Origin of the sequence: Pseudomonas sp. TAA207 (genome assembly GCF_001529285.1) — a bacterium.
Taxonomy (GTDB): Bacteria; Pseudomonadota; Gammaproteobacteria; order Pseudomonadales; family Pseudomonadaceae; genus Aquipseudomonas; species Aquipseudomonas weihenstephanensis.
The window spans coordinates 20,548-41,496 of the sequence record NZ_LLWJ01000053.1 but is presented as its reverse complement, the minus strand read 5'-3'; the positions used below and the strand labels follow the sequence as shown (position 1 = coordinate 41,496).

General features: G+C 56.8%; 13 protein-coding genes. 3 read left to right on the top strand and 10 right to left on the bottom strand.

Going from position 1 to position 20,949, the window contains the following annotated elements:
• The first annotated feature begins 46 nt into the window (after positions 1-46).
• Entirely contained in the window at positions 47-424 is a 378-nt protein-coding gene (locus AP059_RS03920) for a response regulator (protein ID WP_059761969.1), read from the top strand.
• 15 nt (positions 425-439) lie between these two features.
• Here AP059_RS03920 and AP059_RS03915 read toward each other — a convergent pair whose 3' ends face one another.
• Positions 440-2,134: an ATP-binding protein gene (locus AP059_RS03915; protein WP_059761968.1), complete on the bottom strand. Its 1,695-nt coding sequence runs from the start codon at positions 2,132-2,134 to the stop codon at positions 440-442.
• Between the two features lie 220 nt (positions 2,135-2,354).
• The gene (locus AP059_RS03910; RefSeq protein ID WP_059761967.1) at positions 2,355-3,410 is read right to left on the bottom strand and encodes a tetratricopeptide repeat protein; all 1,056 of its coding nucleotides are present in this window, start codon (positions 3,408-3,410) and stop codon (positions 2,355-2,357) included.
• A 196-nt stretch (positions 3,411-3,606) separates the two neighbouring features.
• On the opposite strand from AP059_RS03910, the gene AP059_RS03905 reads away from it, so the two are divergent.
• Together AP059_RS03905 and pssA are read left to right on the top strand one after the other, a co-directional pair.
• Positions 3,607-4,743, top strand: coding sequence for a glycerate kinase (locus AP059_RS03905; protein ID WP_059761966.1), 1,137 nt, complete (start codon positions 3,607-3,609; stop codon positions 4,741-4,743).
• 89 nt (positions 4,744-4,832) lie between these two features.
• A complete protein-coding gene (pssA, locus tag AP059_RS03900) occupies positions 4,833-6,176 on the top strand; it encodes a CDP-diacylglycerol--serine O-phosphatidyltransferase (RefSeq protein ID WP_059761965.1) in 1,344 nt (447 codons plus the stop codon).
• 52 nt (positions 6,177-6,228) lie between these two features.
• Here pssA and AP059_RS03895 read toward each other — a convergent pair whose 3' ends face one another.
• The 8 genes from AP059_RS03895 to AP059_RS03860 all read right to left on the bottom strand — a co-directional run bounded on the left by AP059_RS03895 (position 6,229) and on the right by AP059_RS03860 (position 20,925).
• A complete protein-coding gene (locus tag AP059_RS03895; protein ID WP_256209695.1) occupies positions 6,229-8,421 on the bottom strand; it encodes a TonB-dependent receptor in 2,193 nt (730 codons plus the stop codon).
• Positions 8,422-8,637: 216 nt separating this feature from the next.
• Complete coding sequence (locus tag AP059_RS03890; RefSeq protein ID WP_059761964.1) at positions 8,638-8,916, bottom strand: DUF1652 domain-containing protein; 279 nt, start codon at positions 8,914-8,916, stop codon at positions 8,638-8,640.
• Positions 8,917-9,182: 266 nt separating this feature from the next.
• Complete coding sequence (locus AP059_RS03885; RefSeq protein ID WP_059761963.1) at positions 9,183-12,980, bottom strand: hypothetical protein; 3,798 nt, start codon at positions 12,978-12,980, stop codon at positions 9,183-9,185.
• A gap of 399 nt (positions 12,981-13,379) precedes the next feature.
• Entirely contained in the window at positions 13,380-16,577 is a 3,198-nt protein-coding gene (locus tag AP059_RS03880) for a S8 family serine peptidase (RefSeq protein WP_059761962.1), read from the bottom strand.
• Positions 16,578-16,815: 238 nt separating this feature from the next.
• On the bottom strand, positions 16,816-17,838 hold the full coding sequence (locus AP059_RS03875) for a 2-hydroxyacid dehydrogenase (protein WP_165599913.1): 1,023 nt from the start codon (positions 17,836-17,838) through the stop codon (positions 16,816-16,818).
• Between the two features lie 5 nt (positions 17,839-17,843).
• A complete protein-coding gene (locus tag AP059_RS03870) occupies positions 17,844-19,139 on the bottom strand; it encodes an MFS transporter (protein ID WP_059761961.1) in 1,296 nt (431 codons plus the stop codon).
• 54 nt (positions 19,140-19,193) lie between these two features.
• Positions 19,194-20,156 (bottom strand): sugar kinase, encoded by a 963-nt coding sequence (locus tag AP059_RS03865; RefSeq protein ID WP_059761960.1) that lies wholly within the window; start codon positions 20,154-20,156, stop codon positions 19,194-19,196.
• Complete coding sequence (locus tag AP059_RS03860) at positions 20,149-20,925, bottom strand: sugar phosphate isomerase/epimerase family protein (protein ID WP_059761959.1); 777 nt, start codon at positions 20,923-20,925, stop codon at positions 20,149-20,151. Before AP059_RS03860 ends, AP059_RS03865 begins: the two co-directional genes overlap by 8 nt.
• Between the last annotated feature and the right edge of the window lie 24 nt (positions 20,926-20,949).

The window sequence follows — 20,949 nt, the reverse complement described above, 5'->3', positions numbered from 1 at the left end:
CCGTCATGGTCGTATTGGCAGCATTTGAGGAATAAAGGTTTGACCCATGAGTGAAGATGCACTGGATGTCGTGTTGATTGTCGAAGATGATCCTTCGATCCTGATGGTCCTGTCTGACTATTTGTCCGGTGAGGGCTATCGTGTATTGCAGGCGGAGAATGGCGAGCAGGCATTCGAAATTTTGGCCAGCAAGCCGCACCTGGACCTGATGGTCACTGACTTTCGGCTGCCCGGCGGGATTTCAGGTGTGCAAATCGCTGAGCCTGCGGTTAAATTGCGGCCCGATCTGAAGGTGGTCTTCATCAGCGGCTACCCACAGGAAATCCGTGAGACGGACAGCCCCATCACGCGCAAAGCCCCTATTTTGGCTAAACCGTTCGACCTGGACGAGTTACAGAGCATTATCAAGACCTTGTTGGCCTGACACTCTCCGCAAGGTTCAGGGTTGGCGTTGCGTCTTGCCTGCCTGCACCATCTCATTCACCTTGGCCGTCAGCAGGTCAAAGGTGAAGGGCTTGGTAATCAGTTGCATACCCTCATCCAGAAACCCGCCGCGCGCCGTAGCATGTTGTGCGTAGCCGGTAATAAACAGCACCTGCAACTGCGGCCGGACCTGGCGACTGATTTCGGCCAACTGACGCCCATTCATTCCCGGCAAGCCCACGTCGCTGATCAACAAATCAATGGTTTGTGCAGACTCGATGATCGGCAGTGCGCCATTGGCGTCTTCTGCACTGATCACCGTATAACCTTGCTCGCGTAATACATCGGTCACCAGATTGCGCACGGCACTGTCGTCTTCGACGACCAGCAGCGTTTTGCTCGCGTTGGCGCAGGTTTGGGCCAATGACAGACTGTCGACGTTCAAACTGCTACTGCTTGCGTTACACCGGGGCAGGAAAATCTCAACCGTGGTGCCATGCTGCTCCTGGCTTTGGATGCGCACATGACCGCGTGACTGTTTGCAAAATCCATAAATCATAGACAGGCCCAAACCTGTGCCTTGGCCAATGGGCTTTGTTGTAAAAAATGGATCGAAAGCACGTTTTAGCGTGCTTTGGGCCATGCCGCAGCCATTGTCCGTCACGCGTAGCACAATGTAATCGCCTGGCGTGAGCTTGGCATTGGCTTCGCTGAAGGCTGTGTTCACCTGTTGGTTAAAGGTTTGAACGGTAAAATGCCCGGCGGCTGGCATGGCATCACGGGCGTTTGAGATCAGATGTAGCAACGCATTTTCCAATTGCACGGGGTCTACTTCTGCCACCCACAGGGCATCGTCAACTTCAAGGGTTAGCTGTGTTTCCGGGCTCAGGTTTTGTGCGATGAGTTGGCGCTGTGCCATCAGCCACGGGTTGATGGACAGGGGCTTGGCGTCCAGTGACTGGCGCCGTGAAAAAGCCAGCAGTCGATGGGTGAGGCCCGCAGCGCGATTGGCGGACGTCACGCCCATGTCAATCAGGCTATCCAGTTCGTCGGTTTTGCCCCGCGCCACTTTGCGCCGCAGTAATTCCATACTGCCGATGATCCCGGCCAGCATGTTGTTCAGGTCATGGGCTATACCGCCGGTGAGCTGGCCAATAGCTTCCATTTTTTGCGCGTGGCGCAGGTCTTCGTTGTGCTTGAGTTGCTCTTCCACTTGCTGATTTATTTCAATATCAATAGCTTGCAATGCACTCTTGATAAAATTTTCACGTTCAGTCAGGCGTGCTGCGCAGTCACGGGCAATGTATTGTTGACGGCGGTTTCGCAACGCGTTTTTCGACAGGCAGAGCAACTGTGTGTAGGTCCAGGCGGGCGCTAACAACATCGCGTTACCGAGTTGAGCGCAGAGTTCGGTGATTTGCAGGTCAGACCAGGATTGGCCTGATGTCAGTACGATCACCGCCACATCGGACCAGTCTGGCTGGTGCGCAAGTACCTTGCTCAGTTCGCGCAGTTCTTCGGCTTGCCGTGAGCTGGCTTCGACAATCAGCAGCCCCGCACCTTCTGTCAGTGCCTGTTGCAACTGATCGATGCGCGAAAGCTGAAGGCTGTTAACACCGCCCGAAGCCAATTGTTGCTGATCAACAGACCTGACCAGTCCGGGGCACGTGAGAATCAGTGCGCGCTCTTCGGGTGGACCCAATGCAATCACAGAATTTCCCGCCTTTTGATACCTGACCTATAACCATTCCCCGCCTGTTAAGCGGCTATAAGGTCTTGACCCTGCGGTATCGCGGCGGTTCAACGATTTGAAATTATTATTCATATGGAGGGTTTGTTGGCATCAACACGGTGCGTTTGAGTAAGTCCATCGCGCTCTGCGCATCCATGACCGTGACGTGCTCGCTCAGGCCCTGAGTGGCAGGCAGTGCTCAAAGCCCCTGCTGTAAGGCCGGGTCATCCGGGTTTTGCTGCTCCAGCTGCGCCAGCAGCACCTGCACATTTTGCAATTGCCCGGACTCCTTCCAGTAACGGATTAACAACACCCGGGCTTTGCGATTGGAAGGCTGGCGTTGCAGCAGTTCTTCAAGTTGGCGTTGTGCCGCCTCCAGTTGCTCAAGGTCGTGCAAGGCGATCGCAAGCTTGTAACGGTAGTCGCTGTTGTCGGGTTCCAGTTCTACCGCTTTGGCCAAACCCAGCAGGGCATACTCGGTTTGGCCATGGTTAAGCAACCAAATCCCCAGTGCATGCTGTAAGTAGGCGGAATCGGGCTTGGCTTGCAGTTGCTGGGCCAATAATGCGCGGGCCTTGTCGGTTTCGCCGCGCTTGTCCAGCAACTCTACCCGCGCGACCACGGCTTTTAGATTGTCCGGTTCAAGGTGGGTGACTTTTTCCAGCGCGGCTTGAGCATCGTCCAATTGACCTTCATGCAGGTACAGCCGTGCCAGTTGGCCTTGCGCTTGTGCGCTGTCCGGCTGGGTTTTGAGTGCCCGTTCGTATTCGTCGATGACGTGTTGCAGCGGACCGAAATACAGCCCTTGCTCATCCGGTGATAACCCCAGCAACGCATTGGCGGCAGCAAAGCGCACGCTTTGCTCCGTGTCATCCAGGATCGGCCCCAGCAGCAGTGTCCGTTGAGCGTTCGGCACCAAGCCGACGATACTCTGGATCGCGGCTTCGCGAACCAGAGGCGAAGGATGTTGCAAATCGGCATCGGCAAGTTTCAAGGCTTGCGGGCTGGGGTAGTTGGGCAGTTCGGCATGCAGACTGGCGCGGCGTATGTCGGACAAATCAGTACGGGCCAATTGCTGATAAAGCACGCGCGCAGCACCAGGCTGACCATTGTGCGCCTGCTCAAGCGCCTTGGCGTAGCTGTGGGGGACGCTGGCAGAGTTCACGGTCGCGCCAGGGCGCATCCACCACCAGAGGCAGGCGGCAACGATGGCAGAGGCAAGGCTGATCAGCAGATAGCGGCGGGGCTTGAGCATGCAAATTCCAGAAGCAGGCGTGCGTAAGGGTGTTCAGCTTCGGCCAGTGAGCCTGATGAGTCAAACCCTTGTCTGACCTCACGCGCTGAGCTTGTGGGAATGTACAACAAAGCCCGTGATACCTTGTGCAGCCGACTGGCGTGTTTACCCACGGTTGCTGGCAGCATGGAGTACATAAGAACTGGAGATTCGCCTGATGAAAATCGTCATTGCCCCTGACTCGTTCAAAGACAGCCTGAGCGCTGCAAAAGTCGCCGATGCCATTGCTATCGGCCTGGCTGACGTCTTGCCGCACGCGCAGTTGATCAAATGCCCGATGGCTGACGGCGGTGAGGGGACCGTTGATGCGATTGTGGCAGCGGGCAATGGCCAGTTACGCCGTCATCAGGTGCAAGGGCCTTTGGGTGAGCCGGTTCAGGCGAACTGGGGCTGGCTGCCGGACAGCCACACCGCGATCATTGAAATGGCAGAAGCCAGTGGCTTGCAATTGGTGGCGCTCGGTCAACGCAATGCGTGCATCAGCAGCACCTATGGCACCGGTGAGTTGATCAAGGCCGCGCTGGACGCAGGCGCACAGCGCATCATTCTGGCCATTGGTGGCAGCGCGACCAACGATGCAGGTGCCGGGGCGCTGCAAGCCTTGGGGCTGGGATTGTTTGATGCTCAAGGTCAGCCGCTGCCTCGTGGCGGTTTAGCGTTGGCCACGCTGGCCCGTATCGATCTGCAAGGGCTGGATGCCAGGCTGGCCGGGGTGCGCTTTGAAATCGCAGCGGACGTGAATAACCCGCTGTGCGGCGAGCACGGTGCCTCGGCCATTTTCGGCCCGCAGAAAGGCGCCTCGCCCCAGCAAGTCAACCTGCTGGATCAGGCGCTGGGGCATTTTGCAGACCGTTGCGCCACTGTGCTGCCCAAGGATGTGCGTGATGAGCCAGGCTCAGGAGCGGCAGGTGGGTTGGGCTTTGCTGCCAAGGCGTTTCTTGGCGCGCAGTTTCGCGCCGGGGTGGAGGTCGTTGCGGAACTGGTCGCTCTGGCAGAAGCGGTGCAGGGCGCGGCACTGGTCATCACCGGCGAAGGCCGTTTCGATGCACAAACCTTGCGCGGCAAGACGCCCTTTGGCGTGGCCCGCATCGCTCAGCAACACGGCGTACCCGTGGTCGTGGTGGCGGGCACGTTGGGTGATGGCTATCAAGCGCTGTACGCGCACGGCATTCATGCGGCGTTTGCTTTAACCAGCGGCCCGATGACGCTGGAGCACGCGTGTGCGCATGCGTCGCAGTTGTTGACTGATCGCGCGCGCGACATCGCACGGTTGTGGAGCCTGGGCCAGGGTTAAGAGGGCCGCCGACAGCGGCGTGGCTAATGCTTAAAACACAGAATCGTGTAAGCTTCGCGGTTCTTCGCATTCGACCCTTAGCGAGCCCTATGCCGTCGTTCTTCAAACGCTCTTTGCTGCCTAAGTTGCGCAGTTTCCCGTTGGCCGCCGATGCGGTGCACATCTTGCCCAGTGCGGCCGAGTTTCGTCGTTGCCTGTTGCAGCATATTGCAGGTGCCCGTCAGCGCATTACGCTGGTGGCCTTGTACCTGCAACAGGATGAAGCCGGACAGGAAATTCTCGATGCCCTGCATGCCGCCAAAGCCGCCCGGCCCGAGCTTGAAATCGTGGTCATGGTCGATTGGTTGCGCGCTCAGCGCGGATTGATTGGCGCGGGCAAGCAGCCAGGCAATGCGGCCTGGTATCAGGCGCAGACGCTGGCACATGACACGCAGGTGCCGATTTACGGCGTGCCGGTGCAAACCCGTGAACTGTTCGGGGTGTTGCACCTTAAAGGCTTCATCGTTGACGACTGCGTGATCTACAGCGGTGCCAGCCTCAATAACGTGTACCTGCACAAGTTCGACAAGTACCGTTTCGATCGCTATCACGTGATTAACAACAAGCCGTTGGCCGACTCGATGCAGCATTTTGTGCAGCACGATTTGATCCAGACCCCAGCGGTGCATCGCCTTGATGTGCCTTCACTGCCGAGCACGCGCAGTCTGCGCTCTGCCATCGGTGATCTGCGCAGTCGTCTGAAAAAAGCCAGTTACGACACCAGCGCCGGTACGGTCAGCCATTTCGGCCTGTCTGTCAGCCCTTTGCTGGGGGTGGGTAAAAACAACCCGCTCAGTCGCGTGATCTGTGAATTGATCGCCAGTGCGCAACAGCAACTGACCCTCTGTACCCCGTACTTCAATCTGCCTTTGCCCGTGACCCGCGAAATCAATCGTGCGCTGGAGCGGGGTGTACGCATTGATATCGTGGTCGGTGACAAGACGGCGAATGATTTCTACATCCCGCCCAGTGAGCCGTTCAAAGTGATCGCGGCGTTGCCGTATTTGTATGAGTTGAGCCTGCGCCGGTTTGCTAAAAGTCATCAGCGTATGATCGACAGCGGCCTGCTGAACCTGCACTTGTGGCGCGACGGCGATAACACCTATCACCTCAAGGGGATGTGGGTGGATGAGCGCTACACCCTGATTACGGGCAATAACCTCAACCCGAGGGCGTTTCGTCTGGATCTGGAAAACGGCCTGTTGATCGATGATCCACGGCGCGAACTGCTAGAGCCGCGACGCAAAGAGCTGGATGCGATTTTTGCTCACACCCGACGCATCGACTCATACAAACACTTGGACACCCTGGCCGATTACCCACCCGCAGTGGCCAAGTTTTTGCGTCGGGTCAGCCGGGTGCGGATCGAGCGCTTGCTGTACCGGATACTTTGAACGCAGGGACGACAGGCCGGTTTTAACCACCGGCCTGTCTTCTCTCGGGTCGTTAGAAGTCGACGGTCGCCGAGACTTTCAATGAGCGCGGTTCTCCCTGGCTCAAGTAGCCGCCGTTGGCAGACGCCCAGTAGTTTGTGTTGGCGACGTTTTCCAGATTCGCCCGCAAGGTGATGGCACGCTGCTCCACCTCAAAGCTGTACCGCGCGCCCAGGTCGAAACGGTTCCAGGCCGGAATGCTCAGGGTATTGGCTTCATTCACGTATTGGCCGCCGGTGCGCAGCATGCGCGCATTCAGCGCCACGCCTTGCAGCCCCGGTACATCCCAGTCAGCGCCCAGGTTGTACTGGAATTTGGGCACACCGATTGCCCGATTGCCATCATTGGCGCCGTTTTTGGTGTCTCTCAACTCAGTGTCCATCACCGTTGCGCCTGCCAGCAGGCGCAGGCCATCGATGGGCTCACCGTAAATGTTCATTTCTACGCCACGATTGCGTTGTGTGCCCTGACGCACGTAAACGTTGTCCGCATTGGTATAGCCATCTGACGGTTTTTCAATACGGTAAACACCCAGACTCGCGCCAAAGGTGCCGTGGTCATATTTGATCCCGGCTTCTACCTGCTTGGAGCGCGCGGGGGCAAATACTTCGCCAGCATTGGCCACCGGGCTGCCACCTGCAGACGCGGGTGCGGTCGGCCCTTGTGCCAATCCTTCGATGCGGTTGGCATACAACGAAACGTTGTCCCAGGGTTTGAGCACGATGCCGTAGACCGGGGTGGTGATGGATTCGTCGTAGGCAGCGGATCGAGTGCCTTTGTAGTTCCAGCCATCGACTTTCAGTGTCTGTTTGCGCAGGCCGTAGGTCACAAGAATGCGGTCATCGACAAAGCCCACGGTGTCAGAGAGCGCAACGCTGCGGTTGATGGTTTTGCCGACAATCCCCGGATCATTAATGTCGCCGCCCACGTATTTACCGGGAGCAGGTTTTGGCACGTCCACGGTGTCATACAGGTTGTTGTTGAAGGTGGCGCTCAAGTCATAGGCCGAGCGTTGCTGGGTCCAGATGCCGCTTAACCCCAGGTTGACTTGATGGCTCACAGGCCCGGTCTGAAATTTGCCGCGCAGCCCGGCCATTGCACTGCGGTTGTCTTCATCGTGGGCCACAAACATGTTTGAGGCCGTGGTCGCGCCTGCCGAATTGACCAAGGTTGGCGTCGAATAATTGCCGACTTCGCGCGTGTGTTTAGCCCCGGCTGCGGCATACGCGGTCCAGTGGTCGTTGAGGTCGTACTCGGCGCGCGCCATGCCAAACGTGTCTTCCAGTTCAGTGGATGTCCACTTCTGGCTGTAGTTGTGGTCGGCATCGGGGGCATGGGGGATGTCTGTGAGCTTGGCGCCCGCGTACACCACGTTACGGTTGCCATTGATGCGTTGCTTTTGATAGCCAAAATCAGTCGATACACGCAAGCGATCACCACGGTAATCCAGGCCCAGGGCAAACAGCTTGGTGCGCTGGTTTTCATCGTCGATGGCGGTGTCACCTTCGCGCTGCGCCAGGTTCATGCGTACCCCGAACTGGTTGTCGGTGCCAAAACGTTGCCCCAGATCCAGGTGCTCGCCGATCCGTCCATCACTGGAAATATCCGTGGTAAAGCGTCGGGTCGGGGTGTCCAGCGCGCGCTTTGGCTGAAGATTAATGCCGCCCCCCACCCCCGAGCCGGTAGGTGTAACGCCATTGATGAAGGCATTCGGCCCTTTGAACACCTCTACACGTTCAAGGTTGTCAGCTGAAATGACCTGGCGTGGCAGAACACCGTACAAACCGTTATACGAGATATCGTCTGTGCTGAGGGGGAGGCCACGGATTACAAAAATTTGCGAGGCGTTGCCGTAGCCGAATGACTGGCGCACGGAGGCGTCATTGAGTAGCACATCACCCAGGTTTTCAGCCTGCTGGTCTTCAATCAGCTGCGAGGTGTAGCTCGACATCGTGAAAGGGACATCCATGATGTCCTGATTACCCAGCACGCCCAATTCACCGCCGCGCGCGACCTGACCGCCGCTGTATACAGAAGGTAAGGCGTTTTGGGGCGGGGCATCGGCCGATACAGCGGTAGGGTCCAGTGTCAACGTGCCACTCGCTGTTTGGTCCGCATGGACGATAAAACCGGCACACGCGCTCAGGCAGCCGATGAGGGTTGCAGCAATGGGGGTTAGACGAAAAGGCTGGGGAGGTGTGGGCAACATCGAAATTTCCGCATGCGAAGAGAGATGAGGTGATCAGCTTCCATGCAGATATAAAAGCAAATGATATAGATTCACAGTTGTAACAAAAAGAAAAATCTGCCTCCTCTTTAAGAAACAGAGCACAACGTGAAGTTATCGAGAAAGAGGATCAGGCGTGATCCTCGTGGGGGAGGTCGGTAGGGAGAGGCGTGACGCTTCAATGCGCTGCGAGATTCAGGCCAGTACGCGCCATGCCTGCGGTGGAACGAAACTCTCAAGTTCGTCTTCAACGGCTTGAATGATGTGCGCCACTTCGCCGGTGGTCATGACGGTGGAGCAGGGAATGCCGGCGATGGCGATTACCGTCTCGCCACTGGCGCGGTCGAACAGTCGCACGATCATGCTGCGAGGCGCGTCCATGGTTGCCTCAAAGCCCATCGGTTTAAAATGCCAGCGCATCAGTTGGCAGGCGTTGGGAAAGGTCACTTTAGTGCTGTTGCCCATAGGATTCATCGAGCGTTTCCTTTTGCTCTGTGTCTGAACGGTTACGGGTAAGGCCCTGCATGTGCACGAGAGCCTTACGGGATCAAAGCTAGCACTTACGCTGCACAACGATGAGATTTTTGTTAGCGGCGCGCCCATTGAATGGCCAGGTTTTGATGTAAATCATGCAGTGAAGCGATTTAGCGTCGCATTGCAGGTGTGAACGGCTTAGCTCAACCGATGGGTTGACGCTTGAGCAGGCATGGGGAGCCACCAACGGGCTCCCTTGACAGGCCTTACGGGGTGATTGGCGGTGTCATTTTAGGAATGTTGATAGGGACGGCGAAGAGGTGGAAGACATTTAGACTTTTAACGGTATTTATCAAGTACAACTCATTGAATGCAGCGACATCATAGGTACGGGTGCCTGGGTTGGGCTTGAACAGATGGCTGGTCGTGCCACTGTTCATGGTGCGTTCAAGGCCATTGCGCATGCTCTCTTCAGTTTTAAACGAGGCCAGGCCAAAATTGGGGTCGTAGTAAAACCATTCTTTATCAGGTCCGTTCACTATCACACCGGCTGTAACGCCATGCCGACTATTTCCGATCAGTATGCTTTCCGATTTTTCCGCGCTGGCCAGATCAGTAATAATGTCTGAGTACGTCGCCTTGTAGGTGGTTTGCCCCCCATGAAATTCTGTTCTAAGGGTGGCCTGGAAATGTGTCAGGTTTTGCCGAAATCTTTGTGTGTTGGCATGTTCTGGATGCGCCATGACGGTGAAAAAGTTTTCGATCAATGTGTGTTGTTTCCCTTCTTGAATGGCATAAGCCATCGCGTTGGACAGCGCTGCACATTCGCCTCCCGAGATAGGATTGACCTGATTCAGATAGTAACCTTGCGGCATGAGCGTCACTGTCCCCCCTGCCGAAGTGACTTCCTCACTGAACTTTCTCGAATTCTCCAAGTTAATGGCTATTGCTTTTCTTTCAATCTGTTTTTTCAAACAGCCAATAGCGTGTGGTGTTCGTCCGGGAACCAGTGTCAGTTCTTTGATCTGAGTGATAGTCAACGAAGAAGAGTAGCCATCAATCTCCGCGGGATTGCCTGATGTATAGCCTTGATTGAAATGCTGTGCATCCGCGAGTTTGGCGTTTGTCAGTTGTGTTCCGTACGCCTGAGGTAACTTTTCTAGATAGTCTATTCGCTGAGACAGACGGCCTAATTGTTCAGGGGAGCACGAAGAAGCCACGGCCAGTTTTTTTATGGCATCAATGCTCATTGATGCGGTGTAACCCGCTATGTCCGGGGGTGTTTTACTACTAAAACCGCGGTTGAAACTTGCACTGTCGGCATGTGATGCATCCAGGAGCGCTGCATCAAAATCGCGTTCAAAATTCGGGTTGGGGGTTTGGCCAAACCAATTGGAGAACCAGCCCGAGCTCTGAATATCCCCCCCGTGTGCCACCACCGTGGGCGTGAAATTTTGCAGGGGCGAGCCGTAGGGGCGCGATCGGGCAACATCATAGGAGTACCATTTGCCTTCTTTGAGCACTGCGCTGGTCTCAACAGTGTTGCCGGCAACTTGCAAGTTTCCCTTCGCCGCGACGTCATACTGTCGGCTGGCCGCCTTCAGGAGATCATAGCTACCGCTGCCCGCACTGAACGTATTGATCGCCTTGCTCACAAGTTTGACGCCGCCTTCAAGCACATTGCCTGCAACAGTGAAGGGATTAAATTCACTGAGAAGAGCCTTACCTATCACTTTGCCTGCCTGCAACGCTTTTGCTCCAGCTGAAGCGGCTTTGCTGGTAGCGTTTAAAACTTTCGCACTCACACCGGCGCCCGCTGTCGCAAAACCAAATACATCAAAAGCGAGGTCTAAAGTCCCTGCACCAACATTACCCTTACTAAAGTTAACGATGGCGGATCTTAAGGGAACCAGGTCCAGGAAAAATTCATTCACGTTCTTTTCTGCGTTTAGCGTGTCTTCGTAACGGGTACTTCCAGTGGCTTGCCTCACCACCGTCTCGTTATCAATATCGAGATGTTCAACCATTACATTGGCAAGGATTTGAGTGCGGGGACTTGAAAAACTATTGGGCGATAGACCTGTGCTGGAGGGAGATCTGGAGGTCAGGTCGGCGGCGCTGGCGGTCGTGGGTGTAAACGCTTCCATATGCAGTGTGTTGGCGCCAGATATCATGCTCGAGTTGGTATAAATACCCATCGAAATAGGTTTTATTTTCCCCTCGCAAGTATTGATTTCATAAGCGCAGTGTGTGGATCCTAGCGTGGTTTTTACATACAGCGAAGGCTTTTTGCCGACGTAAGTGTCACTCAGGCCTCGTTCATATTTTTTTTCTTGGCGAAATTCCAACGCGCCGAATTCAAAGTTCTTTCTGTCCGACAACGGAAGTTCGGAGATGAAGTGTTTGATGAGGATAGCAATCGATTCTTTAGAGGCATCCATGGCCTGTGAGAATTTCGTGTTGAACACTTCGTTGGTGTCGAACGCGAGAGATTTGCCTTTGATCGCGGCAGCAATACGTGGATCGGAAGTCTTCCAATCGATGTTGCTCATTACCTGCCCACCCATCGCAATATCGAGCAATGAATGACCGTACACGGGACCTCGCGCCGCCACGCTAAACAGGTAGGGGGAAGGGGGTGAGGGATTCTTGGGTACCAGCAGCGGTTCTTCAAAAGGCACACCGGCACCAAACCGCTCTTTAAGTTTGGCCAATGCAATTTCTTTACGACTGGGAATTTCAGTGTTCGCCAGTCTGGAACCTTTGATGCGTTCAGAAGACTGCGCATTGAACGTGGTCCGTGCTAACTCGACCTCCTGCGCGCTGTAGTCTTCGGTTTTTTTTGACGGGAGAACACCTTGAACCACCGCCCAATCCAACAGGGCGGCTTTTTTGGCTTGTTGAGTGCTGGCTTTATCTTGCGCGCCGAGAGTCTGAGCCTCAGTCATGATCTGCGCATAGCTCAAATTGGGAACAGTGCCCGGCGCATTAGCCTCTACCGAAGCCGCTGCAACGGCGAAGCTGACCCAAGCGGCACTGCCATAGGTCACGCTGTCAGGAATATCTTTAGCCAGTAATAGCGGCGCTTTTCTTGCCAATAGCAGGTAGGCGCCCACCTTGGCCATCTCCGGTGTGGTTTTGCCCGTGCGGCTCAAGTGGCTGCTCAGTTCTGCGTGTATTTTGGATACCGGTTCTCCCCAGTGACTTTGCTGCGCCAAGTCAAAACCCGCGACTTTGTTACGCTGCGGCGTGTGCACGGCATCCGGATCGAGCATCAAATTAATGGCTGCCAACGCGTAATCATTCACGCTGGAGTCCGTGGCGATGCCCCCCATCTGCGTTTGTAAGCTTTGCCCAAGTGCCTGCGCGCGAGGCGTACTGATGATAATTTCTAGCGCCTTGGCGGGGTTTTGTATGGCTTGTTCGCTGAGTTTTTGGTTGCTGTTCAGGTATTCCAGTATTCCGAGGCTCATGCCCATTTTCGGTGGATTTGGACGACTTGCACCGAAGTTTGTGGCGCCGCTCAATAGGGTGCGTTGCTCACTTGCAGTGAGAGGCAGCGGCCATGACAGGCTGCCGCCAAAGTTGCCCAATGGGTGCTGCAAGGCTCTGCCCAGTACGGCGTCAGCCAGAGTGTTTATATGTGAAGAGCGTGTGGGTAAAAACCATTTGTTGTCCTTGATGTACGTTTCTAGCGTGACCGTACTGCCCGATTCGGGGGTGTAGGGTGAGTCGGGGTGAATGTCCATCAACGTGTTTTTAAGTTCGGTTGTAATGGCTCCACGAGGGGGATGTACCCCCAGCTTCGTCATGATTGCGTTGAGCTTCTTGCCCAGCTCCATTAGGTCTTGTTTGCCGGCCAATGCCTTTTTCAGGCCGATGCTGACGGATGCACTGCTTGAGAGGTTTTGCGCAGTGGGTTGCGCAGCCACAGGCTGATGGGTGCGGGTGGGTGGCTCTGAAGGGGTTTGCGGCCTGTCTTGCGACGTAGGTGCCAGGTCTTTGGCGGTGGGAGGGGGCTGCTGCGGCCTGTGCTGTACCGTCGTAAGCGTGGAAGTTGTCATTCAAGGACTCCTGTCAAATGTGGCGAGATGATTCTCTGGCGACAGGACGTGACGGCTTCCTGAGGCGTCCTTGTGGGTGCGCAAATCACGTTTGCGGGTTCCTTGGCACAGTCCGCAACGTGTAAGGAGTTCGTACGCTCAACACACTGGGGTTTTAAACACAGGCAGCAATCTACGCCCACACTGTATTGGCTACGACTGATGCAAAGATGGGAGGCCGCGAGGAGGGGGGCGGGTCCAGTTATCGGGACGAACGCACTGTGGCAGAGCTGATGTTTGCGGCGTTAAACACATCAGATCCAGCCACTGTGCGTACAAAGCCTGGGCTGTATCGCCCACGTGCAGTGTGGTGGATAAAGGCCAGCGCTGAGTATCAGCCTGGCCTGTTCATTGGCTCTTTCAGAAAGCAAAACTGTAGTGCGCTGTAATGCCATGCTCGCGGGCGCGATCACCGCGCTGATGGTTCATGCTCACCTTGAAAGCGCTATCACGGGTGAGCCGCGCAACGGCGCCGATGTCCAGCTGCGTGCTCGCTTGGTTTACCGGTGCCCCGCTGATATGCATCGTGGTGCTATCTTGCCAGGCGACGTCGGACACAGGTCGCAGGCCGCCACTCGCACGCGTATATGCCGCGCCAGCGGTGAGGCTTAACCAGGCAGGCCCGGATGATGTTTTGCCCATATCGAACGTGAAACGTACGCCGCCCGTGGCCAAATTCACAGCGCTATGGGGGCTGCGGACTTTTAATGCACCATGCCCCCCTTGTTCGTTAAAGGTTTCGCGCTGCAACCGGACATGTGCCAGTTGCAGGTAGGGCTGTATGTCCCATATCCCCGATTGCCAACGATAGCGACCTTCGATAAACGCCTGTTGGGTATGGTTTTTGGCGTCACTGGACAGCGTTTCATTCAGTCCTGTGAAGGTGACCCGGCGTTTGCTTTGGACCGTGTGATGCGCATAAGCCAGCCCGCCATACAGCCCGAACGCGTCCCACGTGTGCCCGGCATACAGGCCGACCTGATACGCATCGAGCGTGGCTTTGCCACTGGCACCGGTTTTGACGTCGCCTTGACCGCTGGCCATCATTACGCCGAGGCGCGTGCCTTGCTCGAAGTCATGATCGGCACCCAGCAGCACACCTGTCAGGGTGTACTGCGCCCCTTGAGCATTGCCATTGCCGTCAATGCGGCCATTGTTGTGCAGCGACTGAACCCATACAGCCTGACGTGAGGGTGGCGATTCATGCTGTGCGGGGTGATGCAGGTTGCTGGCATGCTCAAGTGCTGCATTACGCATGACGCGACTGCTCTCGATCAACACTGATGTAGTACTGGCATGCAACTGACCGCTGAGTTGGTCGAGCGCGTGCGGGGCATCTGCGGGAAACAACGCCGTCAAGCGTTGCGCCAGAGGATGCGATACCGCCAGGCGGTCGGCAGCGTTGGCCGTAGCGCGCTGGTTAGACGTATTGGCCGCAGAGAGCAGTGGCACGCCACGACTGACTTCAAGCCCCAGCGCGTGTGAGTCATGGGTCTGATCAATGCGCAAAAACGGTGAAATCGCACGGTGATCCACCGAAGTAAATTGCCCGTAAACACCGGCATCGGCTTCAAGTACCGCGTAGCGTTGTCCCAGTGTAATCACCTCAGCCTGAGGGATCAGGTGCAAGGTGCCACCGTGTAGCAACGCCGTACCGGTCACCTTAAGTGCAGGTTGGGCGGGCTGGAGGCCAGGTTTGAACATGAATATTGACTCGCGGCCTTGCGCGTAATCGCCATTGACTGTGAGGGCGGTATCCGCACTACCGGGAGCCAGGGTGCCCAGCACCTGAGTGTGCGAGAGTTCGCCATCGCCCCCTAGAAACCCGGTTGGGCCGACACGGGTATAAGCGCCCAGCTGTTGACCCGCAATGTGTGCCATGCCGCTGTTTACGTTAAGGGCGGTATCGAACAACGTACCGTTAATAAGCAGTCGGCCACCATTGACCTGGATGGCGTTGGTTAAGCGTTGAACGCCCTGCAGTTCCAGAGTGCCCTCGTAGAGCGTGGCACCCGCAAAAGTGTTGTCACCACTGAGCCGCAGCCAGCCAGGCCCGCTCTTGCTGAGATGGCCTGGCCCGCTGATATCGTTACGCCAATCGTCCCACGCGAGGCCCTGCCAAACCTTGACCCCGCCAGCGTGAGCATTCATTGCCACGTGGGTGTCGACGCGTAACTGTCCCGGCCCCTCGATGGCTTTTTTCAGGTCCATCAAGCCCCAGCCATAAATGTCGTCCACGCCTGGCGCGCCAATATCGCGCGCAGTGGTCAGCAGTACGTCGCGGATTTGCGCGTTGTCCAGATAAGGGAAGCGTTCCATAAGCAAGGCCAGACCGCCGGTAACGTGTGGGGCCGCCATCGAAGTGCCTGAGAGCTGCTGATAAGTGAACGTTGGCCGGTCGGCAATGATCTTGAATCCGCTTGTTTCACCGTGCATGTCTTCGGTTGTTTCGGCCTCTATCTGTGTCGTGACCACTGTGGAATTGATGTCGGTGCCGGGGGCTGCCAGGCACCAGTTTTGGCTATACCCACACCGCATGGAACGGTCAGAGAGCGTGAGGTGTTGATTAACATTGACCACGCTGAGCCAGTATGGCTCCAGCTCAGGGTGCAGGCGGGGCAGTGTTGGGAGTGTGTCGGCGAAGGGCGCGCTTTCTGGGGACAGGTTTGCAGAGTCAGGCGTGTTTCCTGCGGCCCAGACTTGCAGCAATCCAAACTGTCGGGAGGCGTTTCCCAATGCGTTGCCTAACTGGCCGGGAGCTCCCTGCAGGCTCAGGTCTAACTGCGCAACACTCCACAGCCGCTCATCCAGCCCCCAGCTGTGGTTTACGACTCGAACCTGTTGCTGCTGGAGTTGCGCATGAGCGTCGGATATTGCACTTAGCGTCAGCGATCGCGGTTCAAGCTCAATGGGCGCGGGGCTGAAGTAAGCGTGGGTGGAATGGCGCATTGCATGCAGTTGGCTACCCCAGGCCACCCCGTGGACACCTTCACCGTCTCTGTTCGCCAGTAGCGTACCTGCCACATGTGTCCCGTGACTGTCTGCACGTACACCAACGTTTTCCAGAAAGTGTTGCAACTCCTCGGCATCAACCAGCCCATAGGCCACGCTTTCTTCGAAATCCAGGATGTCTTCGGCGGGCACGTCGTTCCAGATCACTTGTTCGAGATCACCGCGGGTAAAAAAACACCCGTCGGTGACTGACAGGTTTTGTTCACTGTGGCATCCAGGCTCTGCCAGGATCAGCCCTTTATGATCAGCGCCCTGGAACTGGGGGTGACGCAAGTCAGTCCCGGTGTCGAGCATGCCCAGGTTTACGCCAATGCCACTCAGGCCTCTGGCGTAGGCGTAATCAGCCCCGATGGCGTGTAGCCCCCAATTTGACTGGAACTCCGTGCTGCGCCAACTCGCGGGATTGTGCAGGCGTCCTCTTTCGTCATCAGCCAGCGCCTGCTGCGGTAGTGCGCACAGGCTGGCCAGCAAACTGATCGCGAGCGTCCCTGACGCGCGGCCATATCCACGGTCGCGTAGGCCGTGGTGTGTTTTTAAGTTCAGCATCCTTGAATAACCCATTGCGATTGTCGTAGCTGGCTAGCTTGAGCAATCTGCGGGGCGGTGCCTGTAGGGTGTTGCGCTCGATGAACAAGAGCGATCTGCTAATGCCGTGAGCAAAAGCAACATCAAAAAAGTCGCGGTTAAAACAGCGTTTTCACCCATGCCGCCTGAGTGACATGGGCGTCAGTGACTGACGATTGGCCTGGTCTGACTGTCAATCGAAAATGTTTCTCACAGGTCCCTAGGATATTTCCTTGAGGCCGTGCATTTCAGTTTTTGACTGATGAAACGCGCCCACCAGATTCGGTGGCCGCTCTCCGGCCAGCGCGGCCAACAGGTTGTCCACGGCACAACGGGCCATGGCTTCACGGGTTTCTATCGTGGCCGAGCCGATATGCGGCGTGGCGACCACGTTATCCAGCGTGAGCAAGGGCGAGGCCGTATCAAGAGGTTCGCGTTCGAACACATCCAGACCCGCTGCGCGAATCAGTCCGTTTTGTAAGGCGTGAATCAGCGCGGCCTCGTCGACCACCTTGCCCCGTGAAATATTGATAAAAATGCTTTCGGGGCGCATCAGGGCGAATTGTTCGCGGCCTATCAAACCTTCCGTTTCGGCGGTCAGCGGCAACGTCAGGCAAATAAAGTCAGCCTCTTGCAGCAACTGCTCAAGGCTGCGGTATTGCGCATCAAAGCGCGCTTCAACCGCCGGTTTTGGCGAGTGGCTGTGATAGATGACTGGCATGCCAAAGCCAAAATGGCCGCGTTGGGCCAAGGCTTCGCCGATGCGACCCATGCCGATGATGCCCAGGGTTTTGCCATGCACATCGGTGCCGAAATGCTCGGGGCCGATATTTTTTTTCCATTGGCCATTACGCACACGAATGGCCAGTTCAACCACGCGCCGGGCGCTGGCCAAAATCAGGGCAAAACCAGTGTCGGCCGTGGTTTCGGTGAGTACGTCGGGTGTGTGGGTGAGCAGGATCTTGCGTGCATCGAGGTACTCGAGGTCATAGTTGTCGATGCCCACGGACACGCTGGCAATGGCCTCAAGTTGGGGGGCAAGGTCCAGCAGTTGCGCATCCAGCTTCAGGCTTGCCCCCAGTAAACCGTGTGCCTGGGGCAGGGCGGCGCGCAGTTGCTCTAGGCCCTGTGCGTCAAGGCGCTCAATCAGCGTGACATGCGCGTGCGCGTGCAAGCGCTGCATCAGCGCATCGGACAGTTTTTTGTAGAGCACGACGTGTTTTTTCAAGGCGATCACCAACATTTAATTCAAGAGTGGGCCAGACGCTGGGCGGCGCTGAGTTGTGGCGCAACAGGGTCTTTGGTGGTGGGTTTGAGCATCAGGGTGAGCAGCACCGAAATCAGCAGTGCGCCGCTCATCAGCAGGTACGAAGCGCCGGGCGAGCCGGTTTCGCTATTTAAGTAACCCACCAGGTACGAGCCGGAAAATGACCCCAGCGCCCCCATGCTGTTAATGAGTGCCATCGCGCCGCCGGCCACATTGGAGGGCAGAATTTCCGGAATGATGGCAAAGAAAGGGCCGTAGGGCGCGTACATACAAGCGCCCGCAATTACCAGCAGCGTGTAGGACAACCAAAAATGCTCAGCGCCCAAGGCGTAGGAGCCATAGAAGGCAATGGAGGCAATTAGCAGCGGCGGCCAGACGAAGCGTTTACGCTTTTGCAGTTTGTCTGATCCCCAGGACACCCCCAGCATGGCGATCACCGCCGCCAGATACGGCAAGGCCGAGAGCCAGCCAGCCTCGATCATGTCCATGTGTGCGCCTTGCTTGAGGATCGACGGCAGCCACAGCACAAAGCCATACACGCCAATGCTCCAGCAGAAGAACTGCAACGCCAGCAGGATGACTTTGGGTGAGCGAAAGGCCGCTGCGTAGTTCTTCACGGGCGTCATGCCGACTTGTTCGGCATCCAGCGCGCTTTGCAGGTCTTGCTTCTCTTGCAGGCTGAGCCATTTGGCTTCGCTTGGGCGGTCATCGGCCAGACGCCACCAAATAAATGCCCAGAGCACCGCTGGCAGGCCTTCGACGATAAACATCCAGCGCCAGCTGTAATGCTGCACCAGATAACCTGACACGACCGACATCCAGAGCATCGTCACCGGGTTGCCCAGGATCAGAAAGGTATTGGCCCGTGAGCGTTCGGCGCGGGTGAACCAATGGCACAGGTACACCAGCATCGCGGGCATCACGGCCGCTTCGACCACGCCGAGCATGAAGCGTATGGCAATCAGCGTGTAGGCATTGGAGACCACGCCGGTCAGGGTGGCGAGGCCGCCCCAGAGAATCAGACTGACAAAAATCAGCTTCTTGACACTGTTCTTCTGCGCATAGATGGCCCCTGGCACCTGAAAAAAGAAGTAACCAAGGAAGAACAATGCCCCCAGCAAGGACGAAAGCCCCGGCGTAATGTTCAGGTCTTCGGCCATGCCCGAGGCGGCGGCAAACCCATAATTGGCACGGTCCAGATAGGCCAGGCTGTAGGTGATAAACACGATCGGCATGATGTACCACCACCGGCGGGCAGCGAGTTTTAGCGTGTGCATGGCGTTGCTCCTGAGCTTGTTGTTTTTGTCGCAGCAGGTCACGGGTGCAGCAAGTTACGCAGTTTCACCAGGCGCACAGTGCGCCATGTGCAGCTTTAAATCGGCGCGCGAGGGCAGCCCCTCCATGTCGCCACGGCTTTGCACGGCACGGCTGCCAATCCAGTTGCCGCGTTGTACCGCCTGGGCAAAACCCTGGTTTTCCAACAGGGCACTGATGACCCCCACGGCGAAACCGTCGCCCGCGCCGACCGTGTCGATCACGTTTTCTACGGGCACTGCCGGTACAAAATCTTCCGCGTCAGCGGTGCGGTAGTAGGCGCCTTTTGGACCCAGTTTGATGATCACGGCTTCGGCCCCTTGGTCCAGATAGAACCTGGCAATGTCACTCGGGTCGTCATAGCCGGTCAGTAACCGGCCTTCGCTCAATCCCGGCAATACCCAGTCCGCTCGGGCGGCGAGGGCGTTGATGTCGCCAATCATCTGCGACTCGCTGGCCCACAGCGAGGGGCGCAGATTGGGATCGAAAGACACGGTGCGCCCGGCAGCACGCATTGCCTGCATCAATTCAAATGACAGCTCGCGGCAGCTGGCAGACAGCGCCGCCACAATGCCGGTGGCATGCAAGTGCCTGGCACTGAGCAGGTGTGGGGTGATGGCGTCGCGGTTCAGGTGACTGGCGGCAGAGCCGCGGCGGAAATATTCCACTTGCGGGTCACTGCCGTCTTCAACACGGGACTTGAATTGAAAGCCCGTGGGATGCAACGGATCGATGTCAACGTGCTGACAGTTCAAGCCTTCAGCTTGCAGGGTCTGGAGCACGAAGCGGCCAAGCGAGTCTGCGCCCACGCGACTCAGCCAGGACACGTTAAAACCCAGCCGTGCCAGGCCTATGGCCACGTTGCTGTCAGCCCCGGCAATGCGTTTATGAAACAACTCGACCTGCGCCAAATCGCCCGTGTGTTCGGCCACCAACATGGCCATGGTTTCACCAAACGACAGAACATCGACCTTAGACATGGCTCAGCTCCTGTTGCCCAAGTACGGCCAGCATGGCGACGTGCTCTTTGGTCAGCCAGTCCAGGTCGTTGCCTTGTAACGGGTATTCCACCGCACGGGTCAGGCCCTGAAGCATGTGAGGCAGTAAGTGTTCCCACATTTGTAAGTCAGTGGCCGTCGGCGGGGTGGCAATCAGTTTGCCATCCGGGCGGCGGGCGACCCCTTTGCAATGCAGGTAGGTGACATGGCGCCCGAGTAAACGTGCGGCCGTGCTGGCAGATTGGTCTTGCCAGGCCCAGTTACCAATGTCAAAGGTCATGCGCACAGGCGCGTCTTGCTGCTCAACGGCATCAAAAAACCGCTGGAGCGGCTCAATGCGACCGCCTTGGGAGGTTTGGTCGTTTTCAACCAGCAATTGCACCGGTTGCTGGCCAAGACACGCCGCAAGATTGGCCACATCGCAATGTTCGGTGAAATAGCCCAGCGACACTTTTAGCCATTTGGCGCCAAAGCTGTGGGCGCGATGCAAGGTCGCAAGCAACTGAGGGTTGGGCCGCGTTTGACCGGCATCCCACAATTGCATAGGCGAGGAGTACACGCATTCCAGTGCGTATTCATCAATGGCCAGGCTGAATGATGCAGGGTTTTCGTCGGTCAGCAGTTCTTCACGCACTTCAATGCGTTGAGCGCCCGCGTTGGCCAGTAGCGCAATAAAACTCTGTTGGCCACGCTGACGTACCAGATCGGCGCCATAGCTCGACAGGCTGATTGAGACAGGGAATGTGTTCATGGTGCTTACCTCTGAAACCGGTTT